Source organism: Haloactinomyces albus, from assembly GCF_031458135.1.
In the GTDB taxonomy this organism is placed as follows: domain Bacteria; phylum Actinomycetota; class Actinomycetes; order Mycobacteriales; family Pseudonocardiaceae; genus Haloactinomyces; species Haloactinomyces albus.
On record NZ_JAVDXW010000001.1, the window covers coordinates 1,412,761 to 1,438,686 of the forward strand.

Here is a 25,926-nt window from a genome sequence, read left to right on the forward strand (position 1 = left end):
ACTTTCGTCCCCTCTCGGAGGGTGAAAGTTCCGTTCGCTCCCCGCTGAACTCATGACAGCTCCAGAGCCGTGGCCACCGCGTTGGGATCCACGGGCAACGGTTCGACCTCGACCATGCCCGCCAGTGCGGTGTCGGGGTCCTTGAGGCCGTGTCCGGTGACCGTGCAGACCACCGTCGACCCGCTGGGCAACCGACCGTCCGCGGCAGTATCCAGCAATCCGGCGATGCTCGAGGCCGAGGCGGGCTCGACGAACACGCCTTCCCGGGAGGCCAACAGCCGGTACGCGTCGAGGATCTGCTCATCGGTCACCGCCGAGAACAGGCCGTCCGAGGCCTCCTTGGCCGCCAGCGCGGCCTGCCACGACGCCGGACTCCCGATGCGGATGGCCGTGGCCACCGTCTCGGGCGACGAGACCGGCTCCCCGTGCACGATCGGAGCCGATCCGGCGGCCTGGAAACCGAACATGCGGGGTGTGGCCTCGATGACCCCGTCCGAGGCGTATTCGGCGTAGCCCTTCCAATAGGCGGTGATGTTGCCCGCGTTGCCCACCGGCAGGCAGTGCACGTCCGGCGCGCGGCCGAGCACGTCGCACACCTCGAAGGCGCCGGTCTTCTGCCCCTCGATCCGCACCGGATTGACCGAGTTCACCAGGGTGACCGGATACTCCGCGGAGGTCTTGCGGGCGAGCTCCAGGCAGTCGTCGAAGTTGCCCTGCACCTGCAGGATCTTCGCACCGTGCACCACGGCCTGCGCGAGCTTGCCCATCGCGATCTTGCCCTGGGGCACCAGCACCGCCGAGGTCAGTCCGGCACGCGCGGCGTAAGCGGCGGCCGACGCCGAGGTGTTGCCGGTGGAAGCGCAGATCACGGCCTGGATGCCGCCCGCGACCGCGTGGGTCATCGCCACCGTCATCCCCCGGTCCTTGAACGAACCCGTGGGATTGGCCCCCTCCACCTTCAGATACACCCGGCATCCGGTCAGCTCCGAAAGATGCTGGGCCTCGATCAGGGGAGTGTTGCCCTCGTGCAGGGTCACCACGCGGGCGCCTTCGGGGACTTCCACCCGCTCCCGGTATGCCTCGATCAGGCCGGGCCAACCGGCACCGGAAGCGGGTAATGCCTGGATTCCCGGCGTCACGACTGCTCACCTTCCACCCGCATCACGCTGGCCACGTCGTGCACCGCCGAAAGCTGCGCGACCTCTTCCACTGTGGATTGCAGAGCCGAGTCGAGCGCCGTGTGGGTGACCACGACGAGGCTGGCATCCGCTCCCCGGCCATGCTGGCGCACCACCGAGATACTCACGTCGTGGTCATTGAACATGGCCGCGACCTGCGAGAGCACACCGGGTTTATCGGCCACATCGAGACTGATGTGGTATCGCGTCGGTGTGGCGCCCATCGGCTGCACCGCCAACTGCGCATGTGCCGACTCACGTGGCCCCTTGCCCGCGACCACGATGTTGCGGGCGACCGCGACCAGGTCACCGAGCACTGCGCTGGCCGTCGGTGCACCCCCGGCCCCCTGGCCGTAGAACATGAGCTGGCCCGCCGACTCGGCTTCCACGAATACCGCGTTGAACGCACCGCCGACGCCGGCCAGCGGGTGACTGCGCGGAATCATCGCCGGGTGCACGCGTGCCGAGACGGACTCGTTGCCCTCCTCGTCGAGCACCCGCTCGCAGATCGCCAGCAACTTGACGGTGCGGTCCAGCGCTTTCGCGGCCTCGATATCACCGGCCCCGACCCCGGAAATGCCCTCCCGGTGCACGTCGGTGGCCGTCACCCTGGTGTGGAAAGCCAGCGAGGCCAGGATAGCCGCCTTCGCGGCAGCGTCGAAGCCGTCCACGTCCGCCGTCGGGTCCGCCTCGGCATAGCCGAGTTGTCCGGCCTCCTCCAGCGTCTCGGCGTAACTCGCACCGGTGGAGTCCATCGCCGAGAGGATGTAGTTCGTGGTGCCGTTGACGATGCCCATGACCCGGGTGATCCGGTCACCGGCCAGCGACTCCCGCAGCGGCCGCAGCAGCGGAATCGCACCGGCCACGGACGCCTCGAAGTAGATGTCGGCTCCCGCGGCGTCGGCCGCCGCATACAGCTCCGAACCGTACTCGGCCAGCAATGCCTTGTTCGCCGTCACCACCGACTTGCCCGCTCGCAACGCCTGCAGCAGCAACGACCGGGCGGGTTCGATCCCGCCGATCAGCTCCACGACAAGATCGACATCACCGTTGACCAGCGCCGCAGCGTCGGTGGTCAACAGGTGCTCCGGCACCTCGGGATGCTTGTGCGTGCGGCGTACCGCCACGCCCGTCACCTGGACGGGCGCTCCGATTCGCGCGGCGAACTCCCATGGGCGAGCCTGTAGCAGACTCACCACCTCGGTTCCGACCGTGCCGCATCCCAGTAGCGCCACCCTGATCGGTTCACGATCCTCGATCACTCACACCTCCAGCCGGAGCAGGTCGTCCTCGGTCTCCCTGCGCAGCAGCATCCGCGCCTGCCCGTCCTGCACCGCGACCACGGCGGGCTTGGGCAAGCGGTTGTAATTGCTGGCCATCACGTAGCAGTACGCCCCGGTGGCGGCTACCGCGAGCAGGTCTCCGGGGGCAATATCCTCCGGCATCCAGCAGTCGCGCACCACTACGTCACCGGACTCACAGTGCTTGCCCACGATGCGGGACAGCACACCGGGTTCCTCACCCGAACGGGAGACCAGTCGGCAGTCGTAAGCCGCGTCATACAACGAGGTGCGCACATTGTCGCTCATGCCGCCGTCGATGCTGACGTACCGGCGGGACATTCCACCGTCGAGAGCCACATCCTTGATCGTGCCGACCTCGTAGAGAGTCACCGTCCCCGGCCCGGCGATCGCCCGGCCCGGTTCGACGGCGACGCGCGGCGGCTCGAACCCGGCGTCGGCGCATTCCTTGCGCACGATCTTGTGGAGACGTTCGGCGAGCTCGGAGGCAGGCAGCGGATCGTCCTCGGGCGTGTAGGCGATGCCCTGGCCACCACCGAGGTCCACGGTCGACAGCGAGGACACCGCTTCGGCCCCGTGTTCCGCACGCAGCTCGGCCAGTAACCCGACCACCCGGTGGGCCGCCAGCTCGAAGCCGTCGTCGTCGAAGATCTGCGAACCGATGTGGCTGTGCAGGCCCACCAACTCCAGGGATTCGGCCTTGAGAGCTCGGCGTGCGGCCTCGGCGGCGTCCCCGGCCGCCAGCGAGAAACCGAACTTCTGGTCCTCGTGTGCGGTGGCGATGAACTCGTGGGTGTGTGCCTCCACGCCCACCGTGATCCGGATCATCACCGGCTGGTGGACCCCGCGCTCCCGCGCCACGTGCTCCAGGCGCGTGATCTCGTGGAACGAGTCCAGAACCACGGCTCCGACCCCGGACTCGACCGCCGCCGCGAGTTCGGCGACGGACTTGTTGTTGCCGTGGAAGGCGATCCGCTCGGGCGGGAACCCGGCGCGCAGGGCCACGCGCAGCTCGCCGCCGGTGCAGACGTCCAGGCTCAGCCCCTCCTCGGCAACCCACCGTGCGACTTCGGTGCACAGAAACGCCTTTCCGGCGTAGTGCACCGAGGCGGGGTCGCCGAAGGCCGCGGCGTACTCGGCACAGCGCGCGCGGAAGTCCGCTTCGTCCAGCACGAACAGCGGGGTGCCGTACCGCTCGGCGAGTTCGCGCACGTCGAGACCGGCAAGCCGGGTGACCCCGTCCTCGCCGCGCACGGCATTGTGCGGCCACACCGTCGGGTGCAGCCGCGCGGTCTCCGCCACGGAAGCCGGTGCGGGACCGGGAGTACCGCCGGGCACGACGACGTCGGCGTGCCGTGGGCCTGCGGGATGGGCGCGCATGCTTGCGCCTCCTCCTAAGGGTGTTCGAAAACCTGCTTCGGTGGTTGCTTCAACCGCCGCCCGGCTGTCGGACTTCCGCGTGGGCCAGCACTGCCTTGCAGGCCACACCGGGGAGCGACGAGGGACTTCCACCACTTTTTACATCTGTTCCGGTGCGCTCACGCCGAGCAGGTCGAGGCCGTTGGCCAGAACCTGGCGCGCCGCCTCGCACAGGTGGAGCCGGGCGATCGTCAGCGCACCGGCCCGGTCGTCGCCGGGCTGCAGAACACGACAGGCGTCGTAGAACTTGTGGTAGGCACTGGCCACGTCCTCCAGGTAGCGCGCGACGCGGTGCGGTTCCCGCAGTTCCGCCGCCGCCCGCACCGTGCGCGGGAACTCCCCGAGCGTGCGGATCAGGTCGCCCTCGCGGTCGTGCGTGAGCAGCGACAGGTCCGCATCGGCCACCGCACCCCGATCGATATCGAGTGAGGCGGCATTGCGCTGCAACGACGACAACCGCGCATGTGCGTACTGAACGTAGAACACCGGGTTCTCGTTGGTGCGCTTGCTGATGAGGTCCAGGTCGATATCCACCGGGGAATCCACCGAGGACCGGATCAGCGAGTATCGGGCGGCGTCGACCCCGACTGCATCGACGAGGTCCTCCACCGTCACCACGGTACCCGCTCGCTTGCTCATCCGAACCGGTTTGCCCTCGCTGACCAGGTTCACCATCTGCCCGATGAGCACCTCGACGGCGGACGGGTCGTCGTCGAGGGCCGCGGCAGCCGCCTTCAACCGCGCGATGTATCCGTGATGGTCGGCGCCGAGCATGTACAGGCACAGGTCGAATCCCCGGCTGCGCTTGTCCCGCAGGTAGGCGACGTCGGCGGCGATGTAGGCGGTGTCGCCGTCGCTTTTGATGAGTACCCGGTCCTTGTCGTCGCCGTACTCGGAGGAGGGCAACCACCAGGCGCCCTCGGCGTAGTACAGGTTGCCGGATTCCTTGAGCGTGTCCAGGGCCCGCGTCACCGCCCCGGAGGTGTGCAGCGAGTCCTCGTGGAAGAACACGTCGAAGTCGGTGCCGAACTCGTGCAGGCTGCGCTTGATCTCGTCGAACATCAGACCGACCCCGGTGCGCCGGAACACTTCGTGCCGCTCGTCGGGGGGCAGGTCCAGCACCTGCGGCTCGCCGCGCACGACCTCGGCGGCGATATCGTCGATGTAGGAACCGCCGTATCCGTCCTCCGGTGCCTGCTCGCCTCGCGCCGAGGCGATCAGGGAGCGCACGAAACGATCGATCTGCGCGCCCGCGTCGTTGAAGTAGTACTCGCGGGTGACCTCGGCACCCTGCGCTGCCAGGACCCTGCCGAGCGCGTCACCGACGGCGGCCCAGCGAGTCCCGCCGAGGTGAATGGGCCCGGTCGGGTTGGCCGAGACGAATTCGAGGTTGATGCGCCTGCCCCGGTAGAGCTCGCCGCTGCCGAAGACGTCGGCCTGGCCGAGCACCTGGCGCACGATCTCGCCCTGGGCGTCGGCGGCCAACCGCAGGTTCAAGAATCCCGGGCCCGCGACCTCCACGGAGGCGATGGAGCTCTCCGAGGTCAGGGCCTCGGCCAACCAGCCTGCCAGTTCCCGGGGGGGCACACCGGCTTTCTTGGCCACCTGCATGGCGACGTTGGTCGCGTAATCGCCGTGCTCCGGATTGCGAGGTCGCTCGACCGTCACGGTCTCCGGGAGCACCGAGGTGTCGAGCCCTCGGGCGTCGAGGACCTGCACGGCGGTATTGCGAACCAGTTCTGCGAGCGCGGCGGGAGTCACCTGATGCAGTCTAAGGAAACGTCACTGCTGTTCAGCCAACGGGTTGACAACTCGGGCCGGGACACGGGCCGCGCTCTCACCAGGTGAGATTGTGACAGCGGCCCGCGCTCTCCGTGGGCTCGACCTGCAGCGTGGCGTGGTCGATGCGATAGCGCTCGGACAGCAGGCGTTGGGCAGCAACCAGCACGTCGCCGTGGTCGGCATCGGATCTGGTGGTCAGATGCGCGGAGGCCACCTCCATGCCGGAGGTCAGCGTCCACACATGCAGGTCGTGCACGTCGGTCACCGCGGGCAGGTCGGTCAGTTCCGCGCGGAGCTCGTGGACATCCATCCCCTCCGGAGCTTGCTGCACCAGAATGCGCAGTGCCTGCCTGGCCAGTTTGAAGGTACGCGGGAGCACGAACAGCCCCACGGCGATGGCCACGACGGGGTCGGCGAGATACCAGCCGAACGCCCAGGTCAGCACACCACCGAGGAGCACACCGACCGAACCCACCGCATCGGCGAGCACTTCCAGGTAGGCGCCGCGCACGTTCAGGCTCTCACCTGCTCCCCCGCGCAGCAGGACGAACACCGCCAGGTTCGCCACCAGCCCCGCCGCCGCGGTCGCCATCATCGGCACACCGGCGACTTCGGGCGGGTTCCGGAAGCGCCCGACCGCCTCGTACACGATGTATCCGGCGACCCCGGTCAGCAGTACGGCGTTGGCCAGGGCCGCCAGCACCTCGATCCGGTAGAGGCCGAAGGTGCTTTTGCCCGCGGCAGGGCGCCGTGCGGCCGTGATGGCCGCGAGTGCCATCCCGACACCGAGGACGTCGGTGAGCATGTGTCCCGCATCGGACAACAGCGCCAGCGAGGAGGTCAGGAAACCCACAACGGCTTCGAGCACGAAGAACGCCAGCAGGATCACCAGGGACACGGCAAGCCGCCGAATGTAGTGCCCCGACGCGCTCGTGGCTGTCTCCCCGGGCCCGCCGTGGCCGTGACCGTGGCCCACTTCCACACCTCCAGTCGTCCGTTTCAGATATATAGTGACATATGCATAAGTCGTTCGCAGTCGGCGTCACGCGTCGTTCGACCAGCCTTCATCCGGCACCGGGATACCCCTTTCACGTCGTCGGCGACGGTGCGCTAGGCTGTGTCCCGTCGCCATGACGAGCCCTCGTAGCTCAGCGGATAGAGCACCGCCCTCCGGAGGCGGGTGTCGCAGGTTCGAGTCCTGCCGAGGGCACCCAGGTCAGAAGCCATGTGTCCCATCCCGAGATCACTTCTGGGGCACATTTGGGGCACGTACGGCCAAGTCCATCCGGTCGGCGATGCCGTTGAGCCGGTCCGGGAACAGGTGGCCGTAGAGATCCAGCGTCATCGTGGCGGTCTTGTGCCCGAGCATCTGTTGAACGATCTTCACGTCCGCCCGGAGGCGATCGCTGCCGTACCTGTGGCTACCGGGGATCGCGGGGCGATCCGCGCTCCCCGCAGCCTTGCCCCAACACGTCGCCGGTCACCTCGTGCGCGAAAGACCCGAGGAGCATCAGCACGAACAGCAAGTCCCCGGGACGACCGGCCCACCGGCACAACTCGATCAAGTTCCATCGGTTTCCGTAGAGGTCAGGAATCTCACCGATGTGCGCCGCGCCGGTGTGCGGGTGGTCCTCGTCTCGTGGCGTGGCAGCTCAGGTGGTACGGGCCAGTCGCCACACGTTGTCCACCCGTGTGCCGGGCTTGCCGTCGGGCGATGGCGAGGGTCGTTCCACAGCCTCCAGAGTCCCCACCCGCCAGGTGTTCTGCAGCGCAAGCATCGCAAGCAAGCCCTGGAGCGTGGGGAAGACGGCATCGAACGGGTACTCGTGTTCCTCCATCCAGGAGGGCCATCCAGCGTGCATGACGACGAGGAGGGTGCCACCCGGCGCGACCGCTTCGGCGGCCCGTTTGAGCACGCCGTCCTGGTCCAGTGCGACAGGTGACTGAAGGAACTGAGCGCTGACCAGATCGAAGCTTCCCTCGGGGAAGGTCATTCCGAGTTCGTGCTGCTCGAACGCCGTCTGCTCAGCGAGACCAGCCTCCGCAGCATGGGTCGCCGCCCGCCCCAGCGCTGTGGCGGAGATGTCCACGCCGGTCACCCGCCATCCGTGCGAGGCCAGCCATAGGACGTCACCACCCTCACCACAGCCCAGGTCCAGAGCATTGCCTGGCTCCAGGGCGCTGATCTCACGCACGAGCAGTGGGTTCGGGTCCCCGCTCCAGATGCGTTCGTCGGCGCGGTAGCGCTCTTCCCAGAACTGCCTCGGGGCACTGGGCTGTGGTGTCGACATCGAGACTCCTCCGGGACGACTGCGCGGTGCCTGCGGCACCTGGGGTCAGGGTTGCCAAACAGGAAGAAGCACGTCAAACGTGCTTGCCAATTCGGCAACAAGTGAGCGCAGGACCGGATCGCCGGTATCCCGGCTCGGGCGTGCCCGGAGATACCGTGCGTGCTGCGCGGCCGACCCGGGCCTGGAGAATGCCGGTTTCCGATACTCCGTGCCGAGCGAGTTCCGTGCCCACTCACCGGGTGTCCGCAGGCCCGGCGTATGCGGCGCCGTGCAACCTCTCCCGGCTCGATTCCGTCCTTCCCACAGCACCGGTGATCACCAAGCCGGCGCATCCGGAGGTGTCCTCCGAGCGCGGCATCCGGAGCACCGACTTTCAACAGAATTGCCATTCGGCCCGCAGAACCACCCCGCCCGAGCAATACGGGAAATACGGTAAACAAACTCGCCGATCGCCACACGGCCTTCTGAACCCACTTTCCACTTCGCTGACCTGCACAGAAATATTCGCGCAGCACGGTGCTGGTCCGAATGGAGTCTTTTTTCTCGCCGCGCGACTTCCTACCGTTTTCCAACAGAACGGCGGAAATCGACCGACGCAGTCCCGAGAGAAAAGACAAACCGGCCGGAAGTGTCCGTGCACTGCCCCAGCACACCGGTTTCCGCACGTTCGACGCGACACTCGGCCCGAGTTTTTTTCCGTAACCTCCCCGCGTTTTTTCGAGCATCACCGATCCCACTGCGCGGGTGCTCACTGCATACGGATCAGGAGAGAAAACATGAGCCGGAAACGAACGATGCGATTAACCGGTGCGGTTCTGCTCGCCACCGGAACGATCACGGCATTGGCCACGCCGTCGATGGCGAATCCCCAGGCCGACGAATCGAAATCCCCCGAACCGCTTGCCGCCACCGAGATGTCCGAGGCGATGCAGCGGGATCTGGACCTGACCGCCGAACAGGCTCGCACCCGACTGGCCCAGGAAAGCAAGGCCAGAAAAGTCGAGGACACATTACGGAAGTCCTTGGGCAGCTCGTTCGGCGGGGCATTCTTCGATGCCGATCGCGGCAAACTCGTCGTCGGCACGACCGATGCCTCGGAGAAATCGGCTGTCCGCTCCGCCGGAGCGGTCCCCAAGGTGGTGGCCAACAGTACGAAGGAACTGAATGCCACCAAGGCCGAACTGGACCGGATGGAGACATCGGCTCCCGACAGCGTCACCGGCTGGTACGTGGACACCCGGTCGAACAGCGTCGTGGTGACCCTCGACACGACGAAGCGCAGCGCCGAAGCCAACAAGTTCCTGGCGCGAGCCCGTTCCGCCGGTGACTCGGTACGTGTCGAGAAGGTCAGCAAGTCCCCACGTACCCTGGCCAATCTCATCGGCGGCGATGCCTACTACATGGGCAGCGGCGGGCGCTGCTCGGTCGGCTTCCCGCTCCGCAGCGGAGGCATGGTCACTGCGGGGCACTGCGGCGACGTAGGCACCTCCGCATCCGGCCACAACCGGGAGCACATGGGTTACTTCCAGGGATCGTCGTTCCCCGGCAACGACTACGCCTGGGTCTCGGCCAACTCCAACTGGACCTCGAAGCCGTGGGTGAACATGTACGACGGCTACGCCCGTGCCGTGGCCGGATCCCAGGAGGCGCCGGTCGGTTCCTCGGTCTGCCGATCGGGCTCCACCACCGGCTGGCACTGCGGTGTCATCGAGGCCAAGAACCAGACCGTGCGGTATTCCCAGGGATCCGTCTACGGTCTGACCCGCACCGATGTCTGCGCCGAGCCCGGTGACTCCGGTGGTTCGTTCATCAGCGGTAACCAGGCGCAGGGCATGACCTCGGGTGGCTCGGGTAACTGCACCTACGGCGGGACGACGTACTTCCAGCCGGTCAACGAGGTCCTGAACCGCTACGGCCTGCAACTGGCCACCAACTGATCCTTCCCCTGTCTCGGCCTGCCCCTGGCGAGTGACCACCGATCACTCGCCAGGGGCGACCTCGTGTCTCACCGCGCCGCGGCGGCCTGCAGAATCCTGCCGACACTCCGGTGAGCACACTGCTCTATCGGACAATTCCTGTGAAAGGAGCCGCAAAAATCTTCAGCGCGTCGTGAGATCGGCGGCTTCCGCCCCGCGGCCGTCGACACCGGCTTCGGTCGCGACCACCGGATTTCCGCCGATGTCCACCGGCCCCGGCGGTACGGGGGTGGCCGTCGGCAACCACCTCCGGGCGGCCCGCCACGCCTCCTCGATGAGGGCACCGGAATGCGCGAAGGAGTACGGCGAGAGCCCGTGGATCGATGGAGCGGGAAGCACGTGGAGCTCACACCGCGTGGAGTTGAGCTGCATGTCGAGCCGGGCGGCGGAGGCCATGGCCGCGCCCAGCGCATCACCGTTGAGACCGCTGATCGACTTCGGAGGTTTCTTCGGTGGCGGCAGTGTCGCGATCGAACCGACACCGCGCTCGGGCTCGACGGGTTCGAATGGTTCGGTCCCCCCGCAAGGCAGCACGTAAACCCGGTCGGCGCCCTGTTCCACCGCACGGCTGATCGGCATGAAAGCGGCAGGCCCACCGTCCACAAGCCACCGATCATCGATCCGGACCGGAGGAAACATGCCCGGAATCGAGCACGAGGCGATCAGCGCGGGCAGCACCGGACCGTGCTCGAAATACACGCCGTCACCGCTGTTGATGTCCGTGGCGGTGATGGTCAGCGGGATCCGCGCGTGCTCGATCCGCCGGTACGGCAGGGTGCGATGCACCCAGCGAGCCAGCCCGTGGCTGCTCATCAAGCTGTTGGACAGACCGAGTTTGCCCGCGAGAATGCGTACGGGCTGAATGGGAAACACGTCACGGCGCCGCATCGAGTTCCACAGCTCCCGGAGCTTCTCGGCGCCCCGGCTGGAGGGATCGCCTGCCAGCCAGGCAGCGTTGAGGGAACCGGCCGAGGTACCGAGGACCATCTCCGGCTCGATACCGGCCTCGAACAGCGCCGTCACCAGCCCGGCCTGAATCGCTCCGAAGGTGGATCCGCCCGGCAACACCCACGCCGTCCGCATCCGTGTCCCCTCTCTGCGCGCCTGCCACACCACCAAAATAGCGGTGGACCTTCGACAATGCCGGAACGGTCGAGACCGTTCGGAGCCATCTCCCCTCGGCAGGCGACTACTCAGCTTTCCCCGGGATCGCCCCGGCGCCGCTGCCGTTTGATCTCACCCCGGCGCTTCTTGTGCTCGAGACGGCGCCGCTGGACCCCTTTGCTCGGTTTGGTGGGGCGACGGGTGGGCGGTGGCTGCGCGACGGCCTCGGCCAGTACTGCGGCCAGGCGCTCGCGCGCATCCCTGCGGTTGGCCAGCTGACTGCGATGCCGGGACGCGGCGACGGTGAGCACACCATCGCTGAGCCGATGGTGCAGCCGGGCCAGCGCGCGCTGCCGAGCCTGCTCGGTCAGTGACGGCGAGTTTCCGAGGTCGAACGACAGTTCCACCCGCGAATCGGTGGTGTTGACGCCCTGCCCGCCAGGACCGGACGAACGCGAGAAACGCTCGCTCAGTTCCGCCGACGGTATGAACAGCCGCCGCGTAATGCGCAAGTCCTCGGTCACGTCCCCAGGATGCCGCATGACACTGCAAGAGCCGAACCGGTTTTCGCGCCGAACGCTGCCCCGACCGAATCGCTGACGACCGGACCACCGGCAATCGCTGTGCCGGACACAGCCACCTCTTCAGGAGCGACTCGCCAGTAGTGCGGCGAGCTCTCCCCTGCTGATCCCGAGCCGGGCGGCCTCGGCAAGCAACTCGTCCGCGAGGCTGTAGAGGCGTGCGCGGTCGGCATCCCCGCGCACGATGGCCCCGCGTCCGCGCCGTAGCTCGACGAGCTCTTCGGCGGACAACTGTCGGTAGGCACGGAGAACCGTGTTGATGTTGACGTCGAACTGGCTCGCCAGCTCTCGCGCGGTGGGCAGCCGGGTCCCTGGTTCGAGCTCCCCGTCGCAGACGGCACGGCGTACTGCAGCGGCGATCCGCTCGTGCAGTGGGCCGGGTTCGGCCGAATCGAGGCGCAGCATGGTGCTTCACACAGTAGCATGAAAGTAATAGTATTACTAGCACAACTAGCTTATAAGGAGGCATCATGAGCGAGCAGGTCATCGCGATGGTCTTCGCCGGCTTTGCGGTCGTGGCAACGCTCGTGAGCTGGGTGTTCTACATCGTGGCCGGTAAGTCCTTGTGGGACATGCGGAAGTTTTTCCGGGGTTCCCCCGGCGATCACGGAAGGCCCCTTCGGGGCCGGAGACACACGCAGGGACCTTCCCCGGAGGAACGGCACTGAGCGCCGTCCGTTTCGGCAACCATGTCCCTCTCGGAGCGAAAAAAATGCAGTTTCGCGCGAAACTGCATTTTTTGCAGGAACCGGGCCTCGACCGAAGGCGTGTCGATCAGCGCCAGGATTCGGCGCCTCCGGGCACCGGGGCGTTCGGGTCGTAGGGCGAGCGCGTGAAGATGAACGTGTTGAGATCCAGGTGGTTCGGCGTTCCGTCCGCGGCCCGACCGACACGCAGCCACTCACCCCGGTGATATCCGTCCAGGCCGGTCCAGGTGCCATCGGCGTTCGGTCGAAACCGTGACGCCCTGCCCTTGCCCTGCCACGGCACGAGATCGAGCATCCCGTCCGGCAGAATGCGCACCACATGCGCCGTCGGTCCCCAGTACCAGAGCCCGGTCAGTTCCAGCAGCGCCGGATCGACCGGAGCGGGCTGCCACGGCTCCGGAACCCGCGGCTCGTGCTCCTCCAGAATGTCCAGCAGATCCACGGCCAAGGCTCCGCTCGGCCCGGCGGTCGCATTGGCCAGAAACACCGCACCGGTGTTCTCGTCGGGGTCGACCAGGAGATTCGCCAGGAATCCCGGCATCGAGCCACTGTGCCCGGCAAGCCTGCGCCCGCGATGTCGCTGCAACTGGAGACCGAGTCCGATACCCGCCGTCCACGTGCCTGCGTCGTCCACAGTGGTCGGAGTGCGCATCTCCATGACCGTGTCGGGATGCAGGACCTCCCCGGTGTCCCCGCCGAGGAAGTTCATCCAGCGCGCCATGTCATCCACCGTGGACCACAGTTGCCCGGCGGGCGCCATCGCTTTCGCGTCCTCTGTGGGCTCTTCCTGCACGAGATCGGCCCACGGATGCACCGCCCAGCCACGCGCGTACGGAGCAACCGGATGCGTCGTGGTGCGCCGCATTCCGAGCGGATCGAGGATCTCGCGCTGCAACGCCTCCGTCCAGTCCGCACCACGATGCCGTGCCACGAGTTCGCCCAGCAGGCCGAAGCCGACATTGGAGTAGTGGAAAACCTGTTGCGGATACGGCCGCATCGCATCCTTGTCGATCTCGTCGAGAAACGTCTCGCTGTCCACGCCGGGTGTCCGTTCCCACCACGCGCTGTTCGGCTCCGCCGTCAGCCCGCTGTTATGGGCGAGCAGTTGCCAGATCGGACGCTCCCCCACCGAGGTGCCCGGCACGTGGTCCTCGACACGGTCGGCCAGGTCGAGCCGCCCCTCATCGCGCAACCGCATGACCAGCACCGCGACGAATGTCTTGGTGATCGAACCGATCCGGTACTGCGTGTCGGCGGTCGCGGGTTCTCCTCCGACCCAACCGCGCGTATCCACCCAGATCGTCTCGCCGTCCCGGACCAACCCCGCGATGAGCGACGGCGCTCGGCCATCCCGCTGTTCTCGGGCCAACCGCCGGAGCAGGGCGCGTTCGGTCGTGGGCAACAAGCTTGTCAACATGCGCTCATGCTTTCGCGAGCCATCGAGGTCGGCAAGAGGAATCCGGAAGGCGTCGAGAAGCTGCTGCGAGCGACCCTCGAATCGGTGCCTGCCGAGCGGCTGTGGGGCAACCCCGACTGCGGGCTGAAGACTCGTGATCACGCCGAGATCGACTTCGCACTGCGCAACATGGTCACCTCGGCGATACGGATGCGGAACTCCCTGCAGTGATCCCCGGCTGGCGGCCGCCCCACCACGCCGCGAACACAACCGCACCGGATCGGTGCCCCACCACCACCCGGACGGAACCTGCCTGCCGACCCCGTTTGACAGGATGCCCGCATGGACACCGAGTACGACCGAGTGGATGTTCGCGGCGTGGTCGGCTTCGTGCTGGTCGCCTACCTGCCCGCGTGGCTGTTGACGCTGCCGATGTGGCTGACCGGACAAGGCCTGTCCTGGGCATGGTCCCCGGTTGTGCTGGTCGCCATGATGTTCATGCCCGCGGTGGCGACGTTCGTGACCAACCGGTGGATCAGTCCGCGCCGAAGGATGCTGCGCGAGACGGGAATCACCAATCGGGGCGGCATCGCGGCATGGTGGCGCTACGCACTGCTCGGGTGGTTCGCTCCACCGCTGGTGATGATGCTCGCACTCGTGGTCGGCTACGCCCTCGGCGTCTACCAGGCCGACTGGGGTGACTTCTCCGGTCTGTCCGACCGGTTGCGGTTCTCCCCAACCGATCAGCAGGGAATGCAGGCGAGCACGGCCCTTCCGCTTCTCGCCGTACAGACGTTCCTGCTGGGGTGGCTCAATGTGATCTCGGCGTTCGGCGAGGAATGGGGGTGGCGCGGGTACCTGACACGGGCGCTCCTGCCACTGGGGCAACCGGGCGCGTTTCTGGTAACCGGCGTGCTCTGGGGGTTGTGGCACGCTCCGCTCCTCGTGCTCGGCTACAACTACCCCACCGCACCGGTGGTCGTGGCGTTCATCATGATGATCTGCTTCTGCACGCTGACAGGCACCTTGCTCGGCTGGTTACGCCTGGCCTCCCGCAGCGTGTGGCCCGCGGTGATCGGCCACGGCTTCCTCAACGCCTCGGCCACGCTGCCGATGGTGTTCAGCGCTGCGGACCAACCGGTCCCCAACGTCTCGGTGGGCCTACTGGGCTGGTCCGGCTGGATCGTGCTGGTCCTGCTGATTCTCGTGCTGATCGCCCTGCACAAGCTTCCCGTGCCGAATCCGGTCCCCCGGGAACCCGGCCTGACCAAGGGCAGGCTCAGCCGCCCGAGAACCTGACCGATCCCGCGCACATCTACGGGCTTCGTGGCGCGGCGGACAGTGGCACCGCGGGCAGTCCTTCGTGAATCTCGGTCATCGCGTTGAACCAGGTACGCCCGGGAACCGTGCCGCCGTAGATGTTGCCGCCACCACCGCACAGGTACGGCGGGTTACCGGGGCCCACCACGCAGATGCCTTGCGGATTGCTGCCGCTGGCATAGGTCAGCACCGCTCCGGCCATCTGCGGGGTCGCCCCCACGAAGGCAGCGGACTGGTGCCGCTGGGTCGTACCGGTCTTGGCCGCCAACGGCCGGTCCCACCCGGCTGCCTGCGCCGCAGCATGGGACGTCCCGCCCGGCAGGTGGTCCTTGCTCATACCCTTCGCCAGTGCTTCCGCGATCCGCGGGGAGATCACCTGCTCACACGCCTTCTGCTTGACCGGCACGCGATTGCCGTTGCGGTCGGTGACGGACTCGACCGGTGTCGGCGGGCACCACAGACCGTCACTCATGATCGTGGCCATGACGTTGGACAGCTCCAGCACGCTCACCGAGGACACGCCGAGCGTGAACGAGCCCGAATTGTTCCGCTTGATGGTTTGCGCCTCGGACAACTCGCCCTTCTGCAGCGACTTCCCGTGGGAGTCCACCTTGGTCATGCTGCGGCGCATTCCGAGCTTGGTGGCCATGTCCACGACATTGCTCAGGCCGACCTTCTCCTCCAGCATGACGAATGCCGTGTTCGGCGAGGTCGCCAGCGCCTCTTGCAGCGTCCGGGGGCCCGGCGCCACGCCCGCCGCGTTGTGGACCGTGTAACCGCTGCCGCCGGGACCGTACACCGGGGACGTGTAGGACGGCGGCGTCGGTATCACGTCGTGGATGCTCATGCCCTGCTGGAGCGCCGCCGCAGCGGTGAAGATCTTGAACACCGAGCCGGCGCCGAAGGGCTGCACCTTGCTGACGATGTCCCGGGCTTTCTGTCCTTTGCTCAGGTCGTTGCCGTAATCCTTGTTGGCGACCAGTGCCCGCACCTTGTGTTTCTTCGTGCCGGGCTCCACGACGGCCATCGCGTTGGAGATGCCCTTGGTCAGGGTCGGCACCTGGGCCTCGGCGGCGGCCTTGGCCGCCTCGGTGGCCTTGCGGTCCATCGTGGTGCGGATGGTGTAGCCGCCGGTGTTCAATTGCTTCTCGGTGAAACCGGCCCGCTCGAGGTAGCTCTTCAGGTACTCGCAGAAGAACCCGTCGGTGGTGCCGTCACCGATGCTCACGCAGCCGTTCGGCGGGCGGCCCAGCGGCGAGATGATCCCCAACGGCTTTTTCTTCGCCCGCTTGGCATCCTCCTGGGTGATCCGGATCCGGTTGCCCGGATTGGCCATGCGGTCGATGACCAGGTTGCGGCGATGCAAGGCATCCTGTGGGTGCGTATTGGGGTTGAGCGCTCCCGGCGCATTGACGATCGCAGCCAGCAACGCCGACTGCGCGATGGTCAGCTTGTCCGGGGTGGTGCCGAAGTAGGTCTGCGCGGCTGCCCCCACGCCGAACGTCTGGTTACCGAAGGGCACCACGTTGAGGTATCCGGTGAGGATCTCCTCCTTGGTCATGGTGCGTTCCAGTCCGACGGCGATCCTGGCCTCGCGCAGCTTGCGCGCGATGGTGGTCTCCTTCGCGTCCTGCGCCTCCACCGCGTTGTCGGCCGCCACGTGAACGAGGTAGTTCTTCACGTACTGCTGGGTGATCGTGGAGGCGCCCTCCTTGACCGTGCCGCTGGCGATGTTCGTGGCCAGCGCACGCATGGTGCCCTGCCAGTCCACCCCGTGGTGCTGCCAGAAACGCTTGTCCTCGATCGCGGTGATCGCGGCCTTCATCGTGTCGGAAATCTCATCGGCCGGTGTCGGGATCCGGTAGTCCTCGAAGAAGTAAGCCAGCGGATCGCCGTTGCGGTCGGTGACCTTGGTCATCAACGGCATCCGCTGCTTTTCCAGCGAGTCGGACATCCGCGACATCGCAGTGGTGGTCCGGTTGACGAAAGCGCCTGCGCCGACGGCCATCGGCAACATCAGGCTGGCCACCAGCACACCCGTCAGGACGCATAATCCGAACAGCTTCACAAGCACGCCGCCGCGCACATCAGCCCCAATCCCCGTGGCTCATCCACTTGGCACTCGCCGATCGAGGGACACCCTATCGAGGCATGCCTCCCCCGAATGGATCCAGGGTGCGGTGGCGAATCCTCGCGGCTCCGAGCGGCGTGTCGATTTTCGACCACCACGTCCGAGGCCGCCGGAGCCGACCGGGCAGGCGTCAGCAGCGCTGCCGCTCGGCTTCGTTCAGTTCCCTGAGGTACCGGTTGTAGGCAGCCAGCTCCGGGTCCTCATCCGCGTCCACCGGAGGTGCGGGCGGGGGCACCGGAGAACGCTTCCGGCTCCGTGACGGCTCCTCGGACGGGTCGGCGCTGTCGGCCTCGGGGTCGGGGAGCGCTGTCGTTCCGTCCTCGGAGACGGGAATATCCGGTTGCTCCTCCGCGGCCCGCTGCAGGTCCATGCGCGCCACCTGGTACCAGAGAAACAACGCGAACGCGCCGAACAGCGGCCACTGCAGGGCATAGCCGAGATTGCGGAAGCTGCCACCCGCCTCCTGCGCACTTTCCCACTGCCACCACCCCAACCAGAGCGAGGCAGCGAAGGCCGCGAGGAACACCAGGTGCAGCAGCACCCAGCCCGGAGTCAGCAGACGACGCTTCACACCCCTATCCTAAGGGCTTGCTCCGGTACGGGCTTTCGCACGGGTGCTTGACCTGAGCAGGGCAAACGGGACGCTGCAGAGGACGAGTACGGCCGCGAGGGAGAAGGTCGCCGGGTAGTCCACGACACCGATCAGCACGCCGAAGCCGGTCGCACCGATGCCGTTGCCCGCGTCGTAGGCGACGTTCCACGCGGTACTCGCCGGGCCGGATCGGGCCCGTTCGAACATGAGCACCAGGGTCGCGTTCTGCACCGCACCGAAACCGCCACCGAGCACCAGTGCCCCGGGAACCGCGACAATGGCCGGTCCGGCAGCGGCCACGGCGACAGCCGCCATCCCGAGCACCGCCATCAGGACCGAGGGCAGCAGGACGGCCTGCGAGCCGAACCGGTCTCCCACCTGCCCGGCCAGCCACCGACAACCCGTCGTGGCCATCCCGAAGGCCAGCAGGGCCACCGGCGCGATCGAGGACACGACCGCCAGGGGGAGAAAGGCGATGACACCGCCTGCAACGATCGACACGGCCGTCATCACCAGCCATGGCGGCAGCAGGCCGACCGGGAAGTTCCGGCCCCGGCCCGTCTCGGGATGGTCGGTGCCGTCCCGGGCCACCTCGTCCCGGGCAACCCCGTCTCGGGCAGCATGGTTCCGGGCGGGGGCGATTCCGGCGACGGCGATGGCCGCCGCGATGGGCAGCACCCCGGCGATCCAGAACAGCGGGACGAATCCCATGTGCTCGGCCAGCCACACCCCCACCGGCAGGAGTATCGCGTTGGGCAGACCGACCGCGAGGCCGTAGAGCCCGGCCGCCCGGCCACGCTGTGGCGCGGGCACGAGTTCGGCCACCAGTGCACTGCCGGTCACGGTCAAAAGCCCGAACCCGACACCGCGCAAGCCCGATACCGCCAACAGTGCCCACAATTCGGCCGCCAGGGCGAACAGCGGAGCGGGTACACCGATCAGGAACGTGCCCAGTCCCAGTGCCAGCCGATGATCAAACCGCCGCAGCAGCCACGGCATCCCCAGTTGGGTCAGGACTGTGACCAGCATGAATACGCCGGTGGTCGCCCCCGCCGCGACCTCACTCGTACCCGCCTCGACCGCCCACAGCGGAACGACCGGCAGCAGCAGCACAAAACCCGAGAACGCGCCCAGAGTCGCCACCAGCAACATCAGGAAGGAACGGCTGCGCAGGGCCGGAGCCTCGTCATCGAGGGAACGCGCCCCGAGGGAACGTGACTCGGCTCGAAACCGCATCTGCCCCTCCGCGAAAGGCGCCTCTGGTGTGTCCGGCTCAGCCGGAACCGGACTTGCGACGATGTGCCGCGAAAAAGGCGGCACCCCAGGGGGATCGGGGTGCCGCCGCTACGCGAGTGTAGTTGTCCTCCACCGCCGCCTCACCCACCGGGCAGCACGTGGTTTTCACGTCGAAAGCCGGGCGTGCCCGTTGATCATTCGCTCAGGTCATCGAGCATCCGCTGGGCTTCGGACAGTTCCTGCTGAAGTTGCTCGACCCGGGCACGCTGATGCTCCCGTGCTGCTTCGAGCAACGGCTCGACCGCTTGGGCGACATCCTCGTGCAGTGCCTTCGCGGCATGGGCGACCGCGGAGGCGGGAACAACCATGGGGCGAAGGACTCGCTTCTTCCCGTTGCTGACCTCGACGCTCCACTGGCCATCCGAACCCGCCGTCAGGGTCACGCTCGCCCCGGCCGGCTGGCGCGGCTTCCGGCGTGCGGCCGTATCGGTGCGAGCCGCTCCTGTCGAGGCCGACGACGTCGTCGACGTGCCTTTCGAGGAATTCGGCTTCGCCGGACCGTCCGCGACGGACTCGGTGGTCTCCGGCCGACTCGCCGATTCCGTCGCAGCGGCCTTGGCGGTCGGCTTGTCGCCACTGCCGGATTTCGCCGTACTGCCGGACTTGCCCGCACCGCCGGACTTCGCAGCCCCGGACTTCGCCGCGGCCCCCGTATCCTTGCTCCGGCGCGCGGGCTTGACGACCGTCACCTCTCCGGCCGAGAACGACAACACGTCCTTCGATCCCGCCGGACGAACCTGGATGAAGTCACCCTCCGCAGGCTCGTCCAGGGCGGTCACCTTCCCGGAGCGGCCCTCCTGGACCCCCACCGCCGAGGACGTGAACCACACCGTGGGCGTGCCCCCCGCAGCCAGTTCCTCGCGGAGACCGCGAACCTCATCGGACGAAAGTGCACGGGTCTGAGACATCGATATCCCTGCTCCGACAGCAGGATCCCACCATGCCGGGGCAGGGCCCAGCCGACGTCCGGAGTTCGACCCCGTGAAGCTTCCGGCCACGCGGGATTTTTCAACCGCCTGGGGATTCGGTGTACGACTCCGGCTGCGTGGAATCCCGGCTGCGTAGGATTCCGGCTATACAGAATCCGACTGCGTAGCCCCGGCTGTGTAGGACGCCGCATCCGGCGTGGTGGGATCCGTGGTGGCAATGACACGCACAGCGTATCGAACGCCCGTGCGAACCCTCAACGACGCCCGGCGGTCCGGATCTCGTAGTCGGCCGGGTCGAGCTTACGCGTACGTCGCCAGTAGTTCCACGTGAACCCGGGCCACACCGTCCGGTTCACTCCGTTGGCGTCCAGATACCAACTCCGGCAGCCACCCGTCGACCACACCGACTCGGTGAGCTCCGACTGAATCTCCGCGTTGAACTCGTCCTGCACCGACTGCCGCACGTCGACCTGGTCGATCCTGCCCGCCAGCATCGGGCGCAGCACGCTGAGCACATAGTTGACCTGTGACTCGATCATGAACACCACGGAGTTGTGCCCCAGGCCGGTGTTCGGACCCAGCAGGAAGAACAGATTCGGAAATCCGGAGACCGTGATACCGAGGTGGGCTTCCATGCCGTCGCGCCAGGCGTCCTGTAGTTTTCGTCCACCCCGACCGACGATGGCGAGGTGCTCGAACGCGTCGGTGACGTGGAAGCCGGTACCGAAGATGATGGCATCGACCGGATGCTCCTCGCCGTCGCCGGTGACCACCGACTGCTCCCGCACCTCCGCGACTCCGCTCGTACGGAGGTCCACATTGGACCGGTTGAGCGCGGGGTAGAAATCACTGGAGAGCAGAATTCGCTTGCATCCCATGGAGTAATCCGGCGTCACGGCCTCGGCCACCTGCGGGTCGTGCACCTGCTTGCGGATGAACCGCTTGGCCAGCCACTGCGAGACCCGCTGCAGCCGGGGATTGCGCAGGACGGCGACCGAGCGCAGTTCCAGCGTCCAGTAGATCGCAGCCCGTGCCGCTTTCTGCACCAGCGGAATGCGACGGAAGGCCTTTTGCAGCCCGGCCGGGATCGGCCGGTCCGGTTTCGGCTGGATCCACGGTGGCGTGCGCTGGAACAGGTGCAGATGCCGGACCTTCTTCGCGATCTCGGGAACGAACTGGATCGCGCTGGCGCCGGTACCGACCACGGCCACCCGCTTGCCGCGGAGGTCGTAGTCGTGGTTCCAGTCCGCGGAGTGAAAAGTCTCGCCCCGGAACCGCTCCAGCCCCGGCAGTTCCGGGTAGTGCGGGATGTGCAGTGCGCCCACGCCCGAGACGAGAGCCCTGCCGACATACTCGGTGCCATCGGCGGTGGCGACGTGCCAGGTGCGGTTGTTCTCGTCCCACTCCGCGCCGGTGAACTCCACGCCGTAGTGGATGTGCTCGCGCACGCCGTACTTGTCGGCGCAGTGCTGGAGGTAGTCCTCGATCTCCGCCTGCTCGGCGAACATCCGCGACCAATTCGGGTTCTGTTCGAAGGAGAAGGAGTACATCAGGGAGGGGACGTCACAGGCACACCCCGGATAGGTGTTGTCCCGCCAGGTACCGCCGAGATCCGCGTTCTTCTCCAGCACGAGGAAATCGTGGATGCCCGCCTGTTTCAGCCGGATCGCCGTTCCCAGTCCCGAGAACCCGCTCCCCACGATGACCACGGAGGTCTCGTACCTGCGCTGATCCCGCACCTGTCGCTCCGCCATCGGCAGTACCTCCTCGTTCCCGCGCCACACTGCTTACTTTCCAGTAGCCTACTATCGGTAAGTTGTGTGTAGCCTACTACTGGTAAGTTACGTGCGGTAGGGTCGATTTCGTGGAGGTTGAACAGGCAGACACACGCCAGGGCGACACCGCTTCTCGCAAGCGGCTTCCCAGAGCCGAACGCGAGCGCCAGATCCTCGGAGTCGCCGAGGAGGTATTCGCCACGCGGGGTTACCAGACCGCTTCGATGGACGACATCGCACAGCGTGTCGGCCTGTCCAAACCGATGCTTTACGAGTACTTCGGTTCCAAGGACGGACTGCTGCTGGCCTGCCTCGAACGAGCCAAGCGGGAACTGCTGGAAAGCACCACCGCCGCGGCCGAGAACGCCTCCGGCCCCGAACAGCTCCTGCACGACGGTCTCCTGGCGTTCTTTCGGTTCAGCGAGGAACACCGACAGGCGTGGGCACTGCTGCGCAACGAGTCCGCCATCCCGGGGCTACCGGTCGATTCCGAACTCGAGTCGATCCGCAGTCAGCAGGTCGAGTTCACCGCGGGCATGCTGCGCCGCTCGCTTCCCGAGACGAACGAGGTACGTCTGGAAGCCTTCGCCGAGTCGATCATCGGTGCCTGTGAGCGGCTGGCCATGTGGCGCGAGCACCGCCCGGAGATCACCCCCCGGATGGCCACGGAACACCTGATGGCGCTGATCAGCCCGAGCCTCACTCTCGGCACTTGACATAAGCAGGATCCCCACCCGGTGTTCGTGGCGCATGCCCACAACGCCAAAACCACCCGATCGAGGGTTAACGGCAACCTCGGGCTCAAGATCGCCCTCGTCCGTTCCGATGCGGAGCACGTTGGTCGTTCCAGCCGTCCCCGTCATCTCTCCCCGAACCGACGGAGCCGACAGCCGGTGCGACCTCGCCGTAGACAACAGACCGAGGAGAACTGACCTTGCGCCCTTGGACCACGCGCACGTTGAACGCCGCTGTTGTGGCTGCGGGGTTCGCCGCAGTCGGAACGGGCTCCGCCTCGGCGGCGGACACTGCGACCCCCGGGCTCCCCGACCTCACTCAGGCACCGGACGACATCGGGATCACGGCTCCCCTGCACACCTGCCAGGCCGCCGCAGACCTACCGATGGGCCCCTGCCCGAACGTCACCGTGAAAGCAAGCATCCCGAACGTGTTCAAGCAGGTCGGCGCGGACATCACGACCATGGCCCATGGCGTGGCCGGTGAGCTGCGGGACAGCAGGCAGCCGCTCTCGGCGGGCAACGCCACCCGCGTACTCGGGCACGTCACCGCGGAGACCACGCGTCTGCAGCGGATGACCGACACCCGGCCGACGGTCAGCGCCGAGGTCGAAACCGGAAACACCGCTCGCACCGAATCAGGCGGCAAGCACGCCAAGCTGCTCGACGCCGAAGTCGGGCCGCGCCACTCCGGCCACGAAGGCGTGTCCGCCGCCGACACGGCAGTCGATCTCACGGCCGCGCAGGGCCAAAGCATCGCACCGTTGACGAATTCGGTCGGCACCGTCGTGCCGAGGAGCGTGCAGGACGCCCCACCGCAGGTCTCGGACGGCCGAGTGAACCTGCCGAGGGCCGGCGAGGCCCTGCCTGCTCACCGGAACACCCCGGCCATGGCCGCGCTGGACGACGGTCTCACCGGCGTAGCCGGGAAGACCGGCACGACAGGGCAGACCGGCGTGGCCCGCAGCTCCGGCATGGCGGAACGGGCAAGCGACACCCTCGCAGGCATCGGCACACCCGTCGGCACGCCGAGCGACTCGCTGCCGGTCGTCGGCAGTGTGCCGAATCCGCTGTCGAACCCTCACTCGCTCGGACTCTGAACGGGCTTCGTCAACCGGGTGGGCCCCGGAACCGCACTCCGGGGCCCGCCCGCTCGCTCGACACCGTTCCCGCCTCAGGCGGCCACTGCGGTGACCACCTCGGCGTCCGGTTCACCGGTATCGAAGGCCTCGCCCGCTCGGGCCTTGGCCACGAGTGATTCCGGCGGCTCGAAACGGTCACCGTAGCGAGCGGCGAGTTCCCGCGCACGCTCGACGAAACCGGCCAGACCTCCCGGATAGCCGTTCATGTACTGCACGACTCCGCCGGACCACGCGGGGAAACCGATTCCGAAGATCGACCCGATGTTGACGTCGGGCACCGACTCCACCACTCCCTCGTCGAAGCAGCGAACGGTCTCGAGCGCCTCGATGAACAGCATCCGCTCCTGGAGGTCGGTGAGGTCGACCTCGCCGGGGTCGCGACTACCGGCACCGAAATGCTCCTGCAGGCCCGGCCACAAGCCCGTGCGCTCGCCATCGGCATAGTCGTAGAAACCGGCACCGCTGGAGCGGCCCTTACGGTCGAACTCGTCGACCATTCGATCCAGCACCGGGTCGGCCGGATGCGGTGTCCATTTCCCACCCGCGGCTTCGACGGCCTGCCTCGTTTCTTCCCGGATTTTCCGGGGAAGGGTGAGCGTGAGCTCGTCGTAGAGCTGCAGAACGGGCGCGGGGAAACCGGCCTGCGAGGAAGCCTGCTCGATCGATGCGGGGGCCACTCCTTCGGTCAGCATCGCCACTCCCTCGTTGAGGAAGGTGCCGATGACCCGGCTGGTGAAGAATCCCCGGCTGTCATTGACGACGATCGGCGTCTTGTTGATCTGCCGCACCACGTCGAAGGCCTTTGCCAGCGTCCGGTCGCTGGTCTGCGCACCGCGGATGATCTCCACCAGGGGCATCTTGTCCACCGGTGAGAAGAAGTGCAGGCCGATGAAGTCGTCCCGGCGGCGCACGCCCTCGGCCAGCCCGGTGATCGGCAACGTGGAGGTGTTCGAAGCGATCACCGCGTCCTCGGCGAGTACCCCTTCGGCCTGGGCGTACACCTCGTGTTTGACCGCGGTGTCCTCGAAGACGGCCTCGATCACCAGGTCACACCCGGCGAGCTGGTCGACCCGGTCGGTTGCGGTGATGCGGGCGAGCACGGCGTCGCGCTCCGACTCGCCGGAGCGTCCCCTGGACACGGCCTTGTCGAGCAACTTCTGCGAATAGGACTTGCCCTTCTCGGCCGCTTCCACGGACACGTCCTTGAGCACGACCTGCATGCCCGCCTTGGCGCAGACGTAGGCGATCCCGGCGCCCATCATGCCGCCACCGAGCACGCCCACCTTGCTCGCACTCCATTCCGGCACGCCCTGCGGACGGCTGCCACCGGAATTCACGTGCTGCAGATCGAAGAAGAATGCCTTGCTCATGTTCTTCGACGTCTGTCCACAGAGCAGCTCCAGGAAATAGCGCCCCTCGATGGTCAGAGCGGTGTCGACGTCGACCTGGGCTCCTTCCACGGCCGCGGACATGATGTTGCGCGGCGCGGGCAGCGGGGCGCCCTTGAGCTGTTTGCGCAGGTTCGCGGGAAAGGCGGGCAGGTTGGCGGCGAACTTCGGATCCGACGGCGTGCCACCGGGGATCTTGTAGCCCTTGCGGTCCCACGGCTGGGTGGCCTCCGGATGGGACTTGATCCACTCCTTGGCTTTGCTCAGCAGCTGGTCGGAGTCGGTGACGAGTTCGTCGATGAGGCCGAGTTCGTGTGCCTTGCCGGGCCGCAACCGCTGGCCCTCCAGAAGTACCTGCATCAGCGCATCGGCGATCCCGAGCAGTCGGACCGAGCGGACCACACCACCGGCACCGGGCAGCAGGCCCAACGTGACCTCGGGAAAACCGAAGCGCACGCCGGAGGCGTCGACGGCGATGCGGTGGTGACAGCCGAGCGCGATCTCCAGGCCACCACCGAGTGCGGTCCCGTTCAGTGCTGCGACGACCGGGACACCCAGTGTCTCCAGCCTGCGAAGCTGCTGCTTGGCCGTGTCACTGGTCTCGGCGACCTCGTCCACGTTCTCCGGGCGCGCCCTGATGAGCTCGCGCAGGTCGCCGCCTGCGAAGAAAGTGCTCTTGGCGGAGGTGATGACCACACCGGTGATGTCGTCCTTCTCCGTCTCGAGTCGCCGGAGGGTTTCCTCCATCGAGCGCAGGTAGCGCTCGTTCATGGTGTTGGCTTGCTGCTGTGGATCGTCCAGAGTGAGCACGACGATGCCGTCGGCGTCGCGATCAGTCCAGCGGATGGTGCTCTGGTCGCTCATGAATGATGTGTCCTTACGAG

General features: G+C 67.0%; 23 protein-coding genes and 1 tRNA gene. 7 read left to right on the plus strand and 17 right to left on the minus strand.

Annotated features, from left to right (window positions below; all coding sequences use genetic code 11):
- Nucleotides 1–50: 50 nt before the first annotated feature.
- The 5 genes from thrC to JOF55_RS06655 form a co-directional block, all read right to left on the minus strand.
- Nucleotides 51–1,139 carry a threonine synthase gene (thrC, locus tag JOF55_RS06635; RefSeq protein ID WP_310271146.1) on the minus strand — a complete coding sequence of 363 codons (1,089 nt, stop codon included), beginning with the start codon at nucleotides 1,137–1,139 and terminating at the stop codon, nucleotides 51–53.
- Entirely contained in the window at nucleotides 1,136–2,440 is a 1,305-nt protein-coding gene (locus JOF55_RS06640) for a homoserine dehydrogenase (protein ID WP_310271148.1), read from the minus strand. The genes thrC and JOF55_RS06640 overlap by 4 nt, the downstream gene beginning before the upstream one ends.
- Nucleotides 2,441–3,859 (minus strand): diaminopimelate decarboxylase, encoded by a 1,419-nt coding sequence (lysA, locus tag JOF55_RS06645; RefSeq protein ID WP_310271151.1) that lies wholly within the window; start codon nucleotides 3,857–3,859, stop codon nucleotides 2,441–2,443.
- A gap of 138 nt (nucleotides 3,860–3,997) precedes the next feature.
- Nucleotides 3,998–5,659 (minus strand): arginine--tRNA ligase, encoded by a 1,662-nt coding sequence (gene argS / locus JOF55_RS06650; RefSeq protein ID WP_310271152.1) that lies wholly within the window; start codon nucleotides 5,657–5,659, stop codon nucleotides 3,998–4,000.
- A gap of 76 nt (nucleotides 5,660–5,735) precedes the next feature.
- Nucleotides 5,736–6,656, minus strand: a complete 921-nt coding sequence (locus JOF55_RS06655) for a cation diffusion facilitator family transporter (RefSeq protein ID WP_310271155.1) — start codon at nucleotides 6,654–6,656, stop codon at nucleotides 5,736–5,738.
- A gap of 161 nt (nucleotides 6,657–6,817) precedes the next feature.
- Between JOF55_RS06655 and JOF55_RS06660 the strand changes: the two genes are divergently transcribed.
- Nucleotides 6,818–6,890, plus strand: a tRNA-Arg gene (locus JOF55_RS06660).
- Between the two features lie 33 nt (nucleotides 6,891–6,923).
- Here JOF55_RS06660 and JOF55_RS06665 read toward each other — a convergent pair.
- A complete protein-coding gene (locus JOF55_RS06665) occupies nucleotides 6,924–7,067 on the minus strand; it encodes a hypothetical protein (RefSeq protein ID WP_310271157.1) in 144 nt (47 codons plus the stop codon).
- A 265-nt stretch (nucleotides 7,068–7,332) separates the two neighbouring features.
- Nucleotides 7,333–7,971, minus strand: coding sequence for a class I SAM-dependent methyltransferase (locus tag JOF55_RS06670; RefSeq protein ID WP_310271159.1), 639 nt, complete (start codon nucleotides 7,969–7,971; stop codon nucleotides 7,333–7,335).
- 776 nt (nucleotides 7,972–8,747) lie between these two features.
- Between JOF55_RS06670 and JOF55_RS06675 the strand changes: the two genes are divergently transcribed.
- Nucleotides 8,748–9,908 carry a S1 family peptidase gene (locus JOF55_RS06675; RefSeq protein WP_310271161.1) on the plus strand — a complete coding sequence of 387 codons (1,161 nt, stop codon included), beginning with the start codon at nucleotides 8,748–8,750 and terminating at the stop codon, nucleotides 9,906–9,908.
- A 162-nt stretch (nucleotides 9,909–10,070) separates the two neighbouring features.
- Here JOF55_RS06675 and JOF55_RS06680 read toward each other — a convergent pair whose 3' ends face one another.
- The 3 genes from JOF55_RS06680 to JOF55_RS06690 form a co-directional block, all read right to left on the minus strand.
- Entirely contained in the window at nucleotides 10,071–11,030 is a 960-nt protein-coding gene (locus JOF55_RS06680) for a patatin-like phospholipase family protein (RefSeq protein WP_310271163.1), read from the minus strand.
- 110 nt (nucleotides 11,031–11,140) lie between these two features.
- Nucleotides 11,141–11,593, minus strand: coding sequence for an alternative ribosome rescue aminoacyl-tRNA hydrolase ArfB (arfB, locus tag JOF55_RS06685; protein ID WP_374727239.1), 453 nt, complete (start codon nucleotides 11,591–11,593; stop codon nucleotides 11,141–11,143).
- Between the two features lie 102 nt (nucleotides 11,594–11,695).
- The gene (locus tag JOF55_RS06690; protein ID WP_310271169.1) at nucleotides 11,696–12,037 is read right to left on the minus strand and encodes a GntR family transcriptional regulator; all 342 of its coding nucleotides are present in this window, start codon (nucleotides 12,035–12,037) and stop codon (nucleotides 11,696–11,698) included.
- Nucleotides 12,038–12,102: 65 nt separating this feature from the next.
- Between JOF55_RS06690 and JOF55_RS06695 the strand changes: the two genes are divergently transcribed.
- Complete coding sequence (locus JOF55_RS06695; protein ID WP_310271172.1) at nucleotides 12,103–12,300, plus strand: hypothetical protein; 198 nt, start codon at nucleotides 12,103–12,105, stop codon at nucleotides 12,298–12,300.
- 106 nt (nucleotides 12,301–12,406) lie between these two features.
- Here the strand turns inward: JOF55_RS06695 and JOF55_RS06700 are convergent, their stop codons facing one another.
- Entirely contained in the window at nucleotides 12,407–13,756 is a 1,350-nt protein-coding gene (locus JOF55_RS06700) for a serine hydrolase domain-containing protein (protein WP_310271174.1), read from the minus strand.
- A 6-nt stretch (nucleotides 13,757–13,762) separates the two neighbouring features.
- Between JOF55_RS06700 and JOF55_RS06705 the strand changes: the two genes are divergently transcribed.
- Nucleotides 13,763–13,966, plus strand: coding sequence for a hypothetical protein (locus tag JOF55_RS06705; protein WP_310271177.1), 204 nt, complete (start codon nucleotides 13,763–13,765; stop codon nucleotides 13,964–13,966).
- 111 nt (nucleotides 13,967–14,077) lie between these two features.
- Nucleotides 14,078–15,034 carry a CPBP family intramembrane glutamic endopeptidase gene (locus JOF55_RS06710; protein WP_310271181.1) on the plus strand — a complete coding sequence of 319 codons (957 nt, stop codon included), beginning with the start codon at nucleotides 14,078–14,080 and terminating at the stop codon, nucleotides 15,032–15,034.
- Between the two features lie 16 nt (nucleotides 15,035–15,050).
- Here JOF55_RS06710 and JOF55_RS06715 read toward each other — a convergent pair whose 3' ends face one another.
- From JOF55_RS06715 to JOF55_RS06735, 5 genes are all read right to left on the minus strand, one after another.
- Nucleotides 15,051–17,141, minus strand: coding sequence for a transglycosylase domain-containing protein (locus JOF55_RS06715; RefSeq protein ID WP_374727240.1), 2,091 nt, complete (start codon nucleotides 17,139–17,141; stop codon nucleotides 15,051–15,053).
- 175 nt (nucleotides 17,142–17,316) lie between these two features.
- A complete protein-coding gene (locus JOF55_RS06720; RefSeq protein ID WP_310271187.1) occupies nucleotides 17,317–17,757 on the minus strand; it encodes a hypothetical protein in 441 nt (146 codons plus the stop codon).
- 9 nt (nucleotides 17,758–17,766) lie between these two features.
- Nucleotides 17,767–19,014 (minus strand): MFS transporter, encoded by a 1,248-nt coding sequence (locus JOF55_RS06725; RefSeq protein WP_310271191.1) that lies wholly within the window; start codon nucleotides 19,012–19,014, stop codon nucleotides 17,767–17,769.
- Nucleotides 19,015–19,208: 194 nt separating this feature from the next.
- On the minus strand, nucleotides 19,209–19,982 hold the full coding sequence (locus JOF55_RS06730) for a DUF6319 family protein (protein WP_310271193.1): 774 nt from the start codon (nucleotides 19,980–19,982) through the stop codon (nucleotides 19,209–19,211).
- A 275-nt stretch (nucleotides 19,983–20,257) separates the two neighbouring features.
- Nucleotides 20,258–21,757 (minus strand): flavin-containing monooxygenase, encoded by a 1,500-nt coding sequence (locus tag JOF55_RS06735; protein WP_310271196.1) that lies wholly within the window; start codon nucleotides 21,755–21,757, stop codon nucleotides 20,258–20,260.
- Between the two features lie 110 nt (nucleotides 21,758–21,867).
- On the opposite strand from JOF55_RS06735, the gene JOF55_RS06740 reads away from it, so the two are divergent.
- Nucleotides 21,868–22,494, plus strand: a complete 627-nt coding sequence (locus tag JOF55_RS06740; protein ID WP_310271199.1) for a TetR/AcrR family transcriptional regulator — start codon at nucleotides 21,868–21,870, stop codon at nucleotides 22,492–22,494.
- A gap of 218 nt (nucleotides 22,495–22,712) precedes the next feature.
- Nucleotides 22,713–23,612 (plus strand): hypothetical protein, encoded by a 900-nt coding sequence (locus tag JOF55_RS06745; RefSeq protein WP_310271201.1) that lies wholly within the window; start codon nucleotides 22,713–22,715, stop codon nucleotides 23,610–23,612.
- A gap of 74 nt (nucleotides 23,613–23,686) precedes the next feature.
- Here the strand turns inward: JOF55_RS06745 and JOF55_RS06750 are convergent, their stop codons facing one another.
- Nucleotides 23,687–25,906, minus strand: a complete 2,220-nt coding sequence (locus JOF55_RS06750) for a 3-hydroxyacyl-CoA dehydrogenase NAD-binding domain-containing protein (RefSeq protein ID WP_310271204.1) — start codon at nucleotides 25,904–25,906, stop codon at nucleotides 23,687–23,689.
- Nucleotides 25,907–25,926 lie beyond the last annotated feature (20 nt).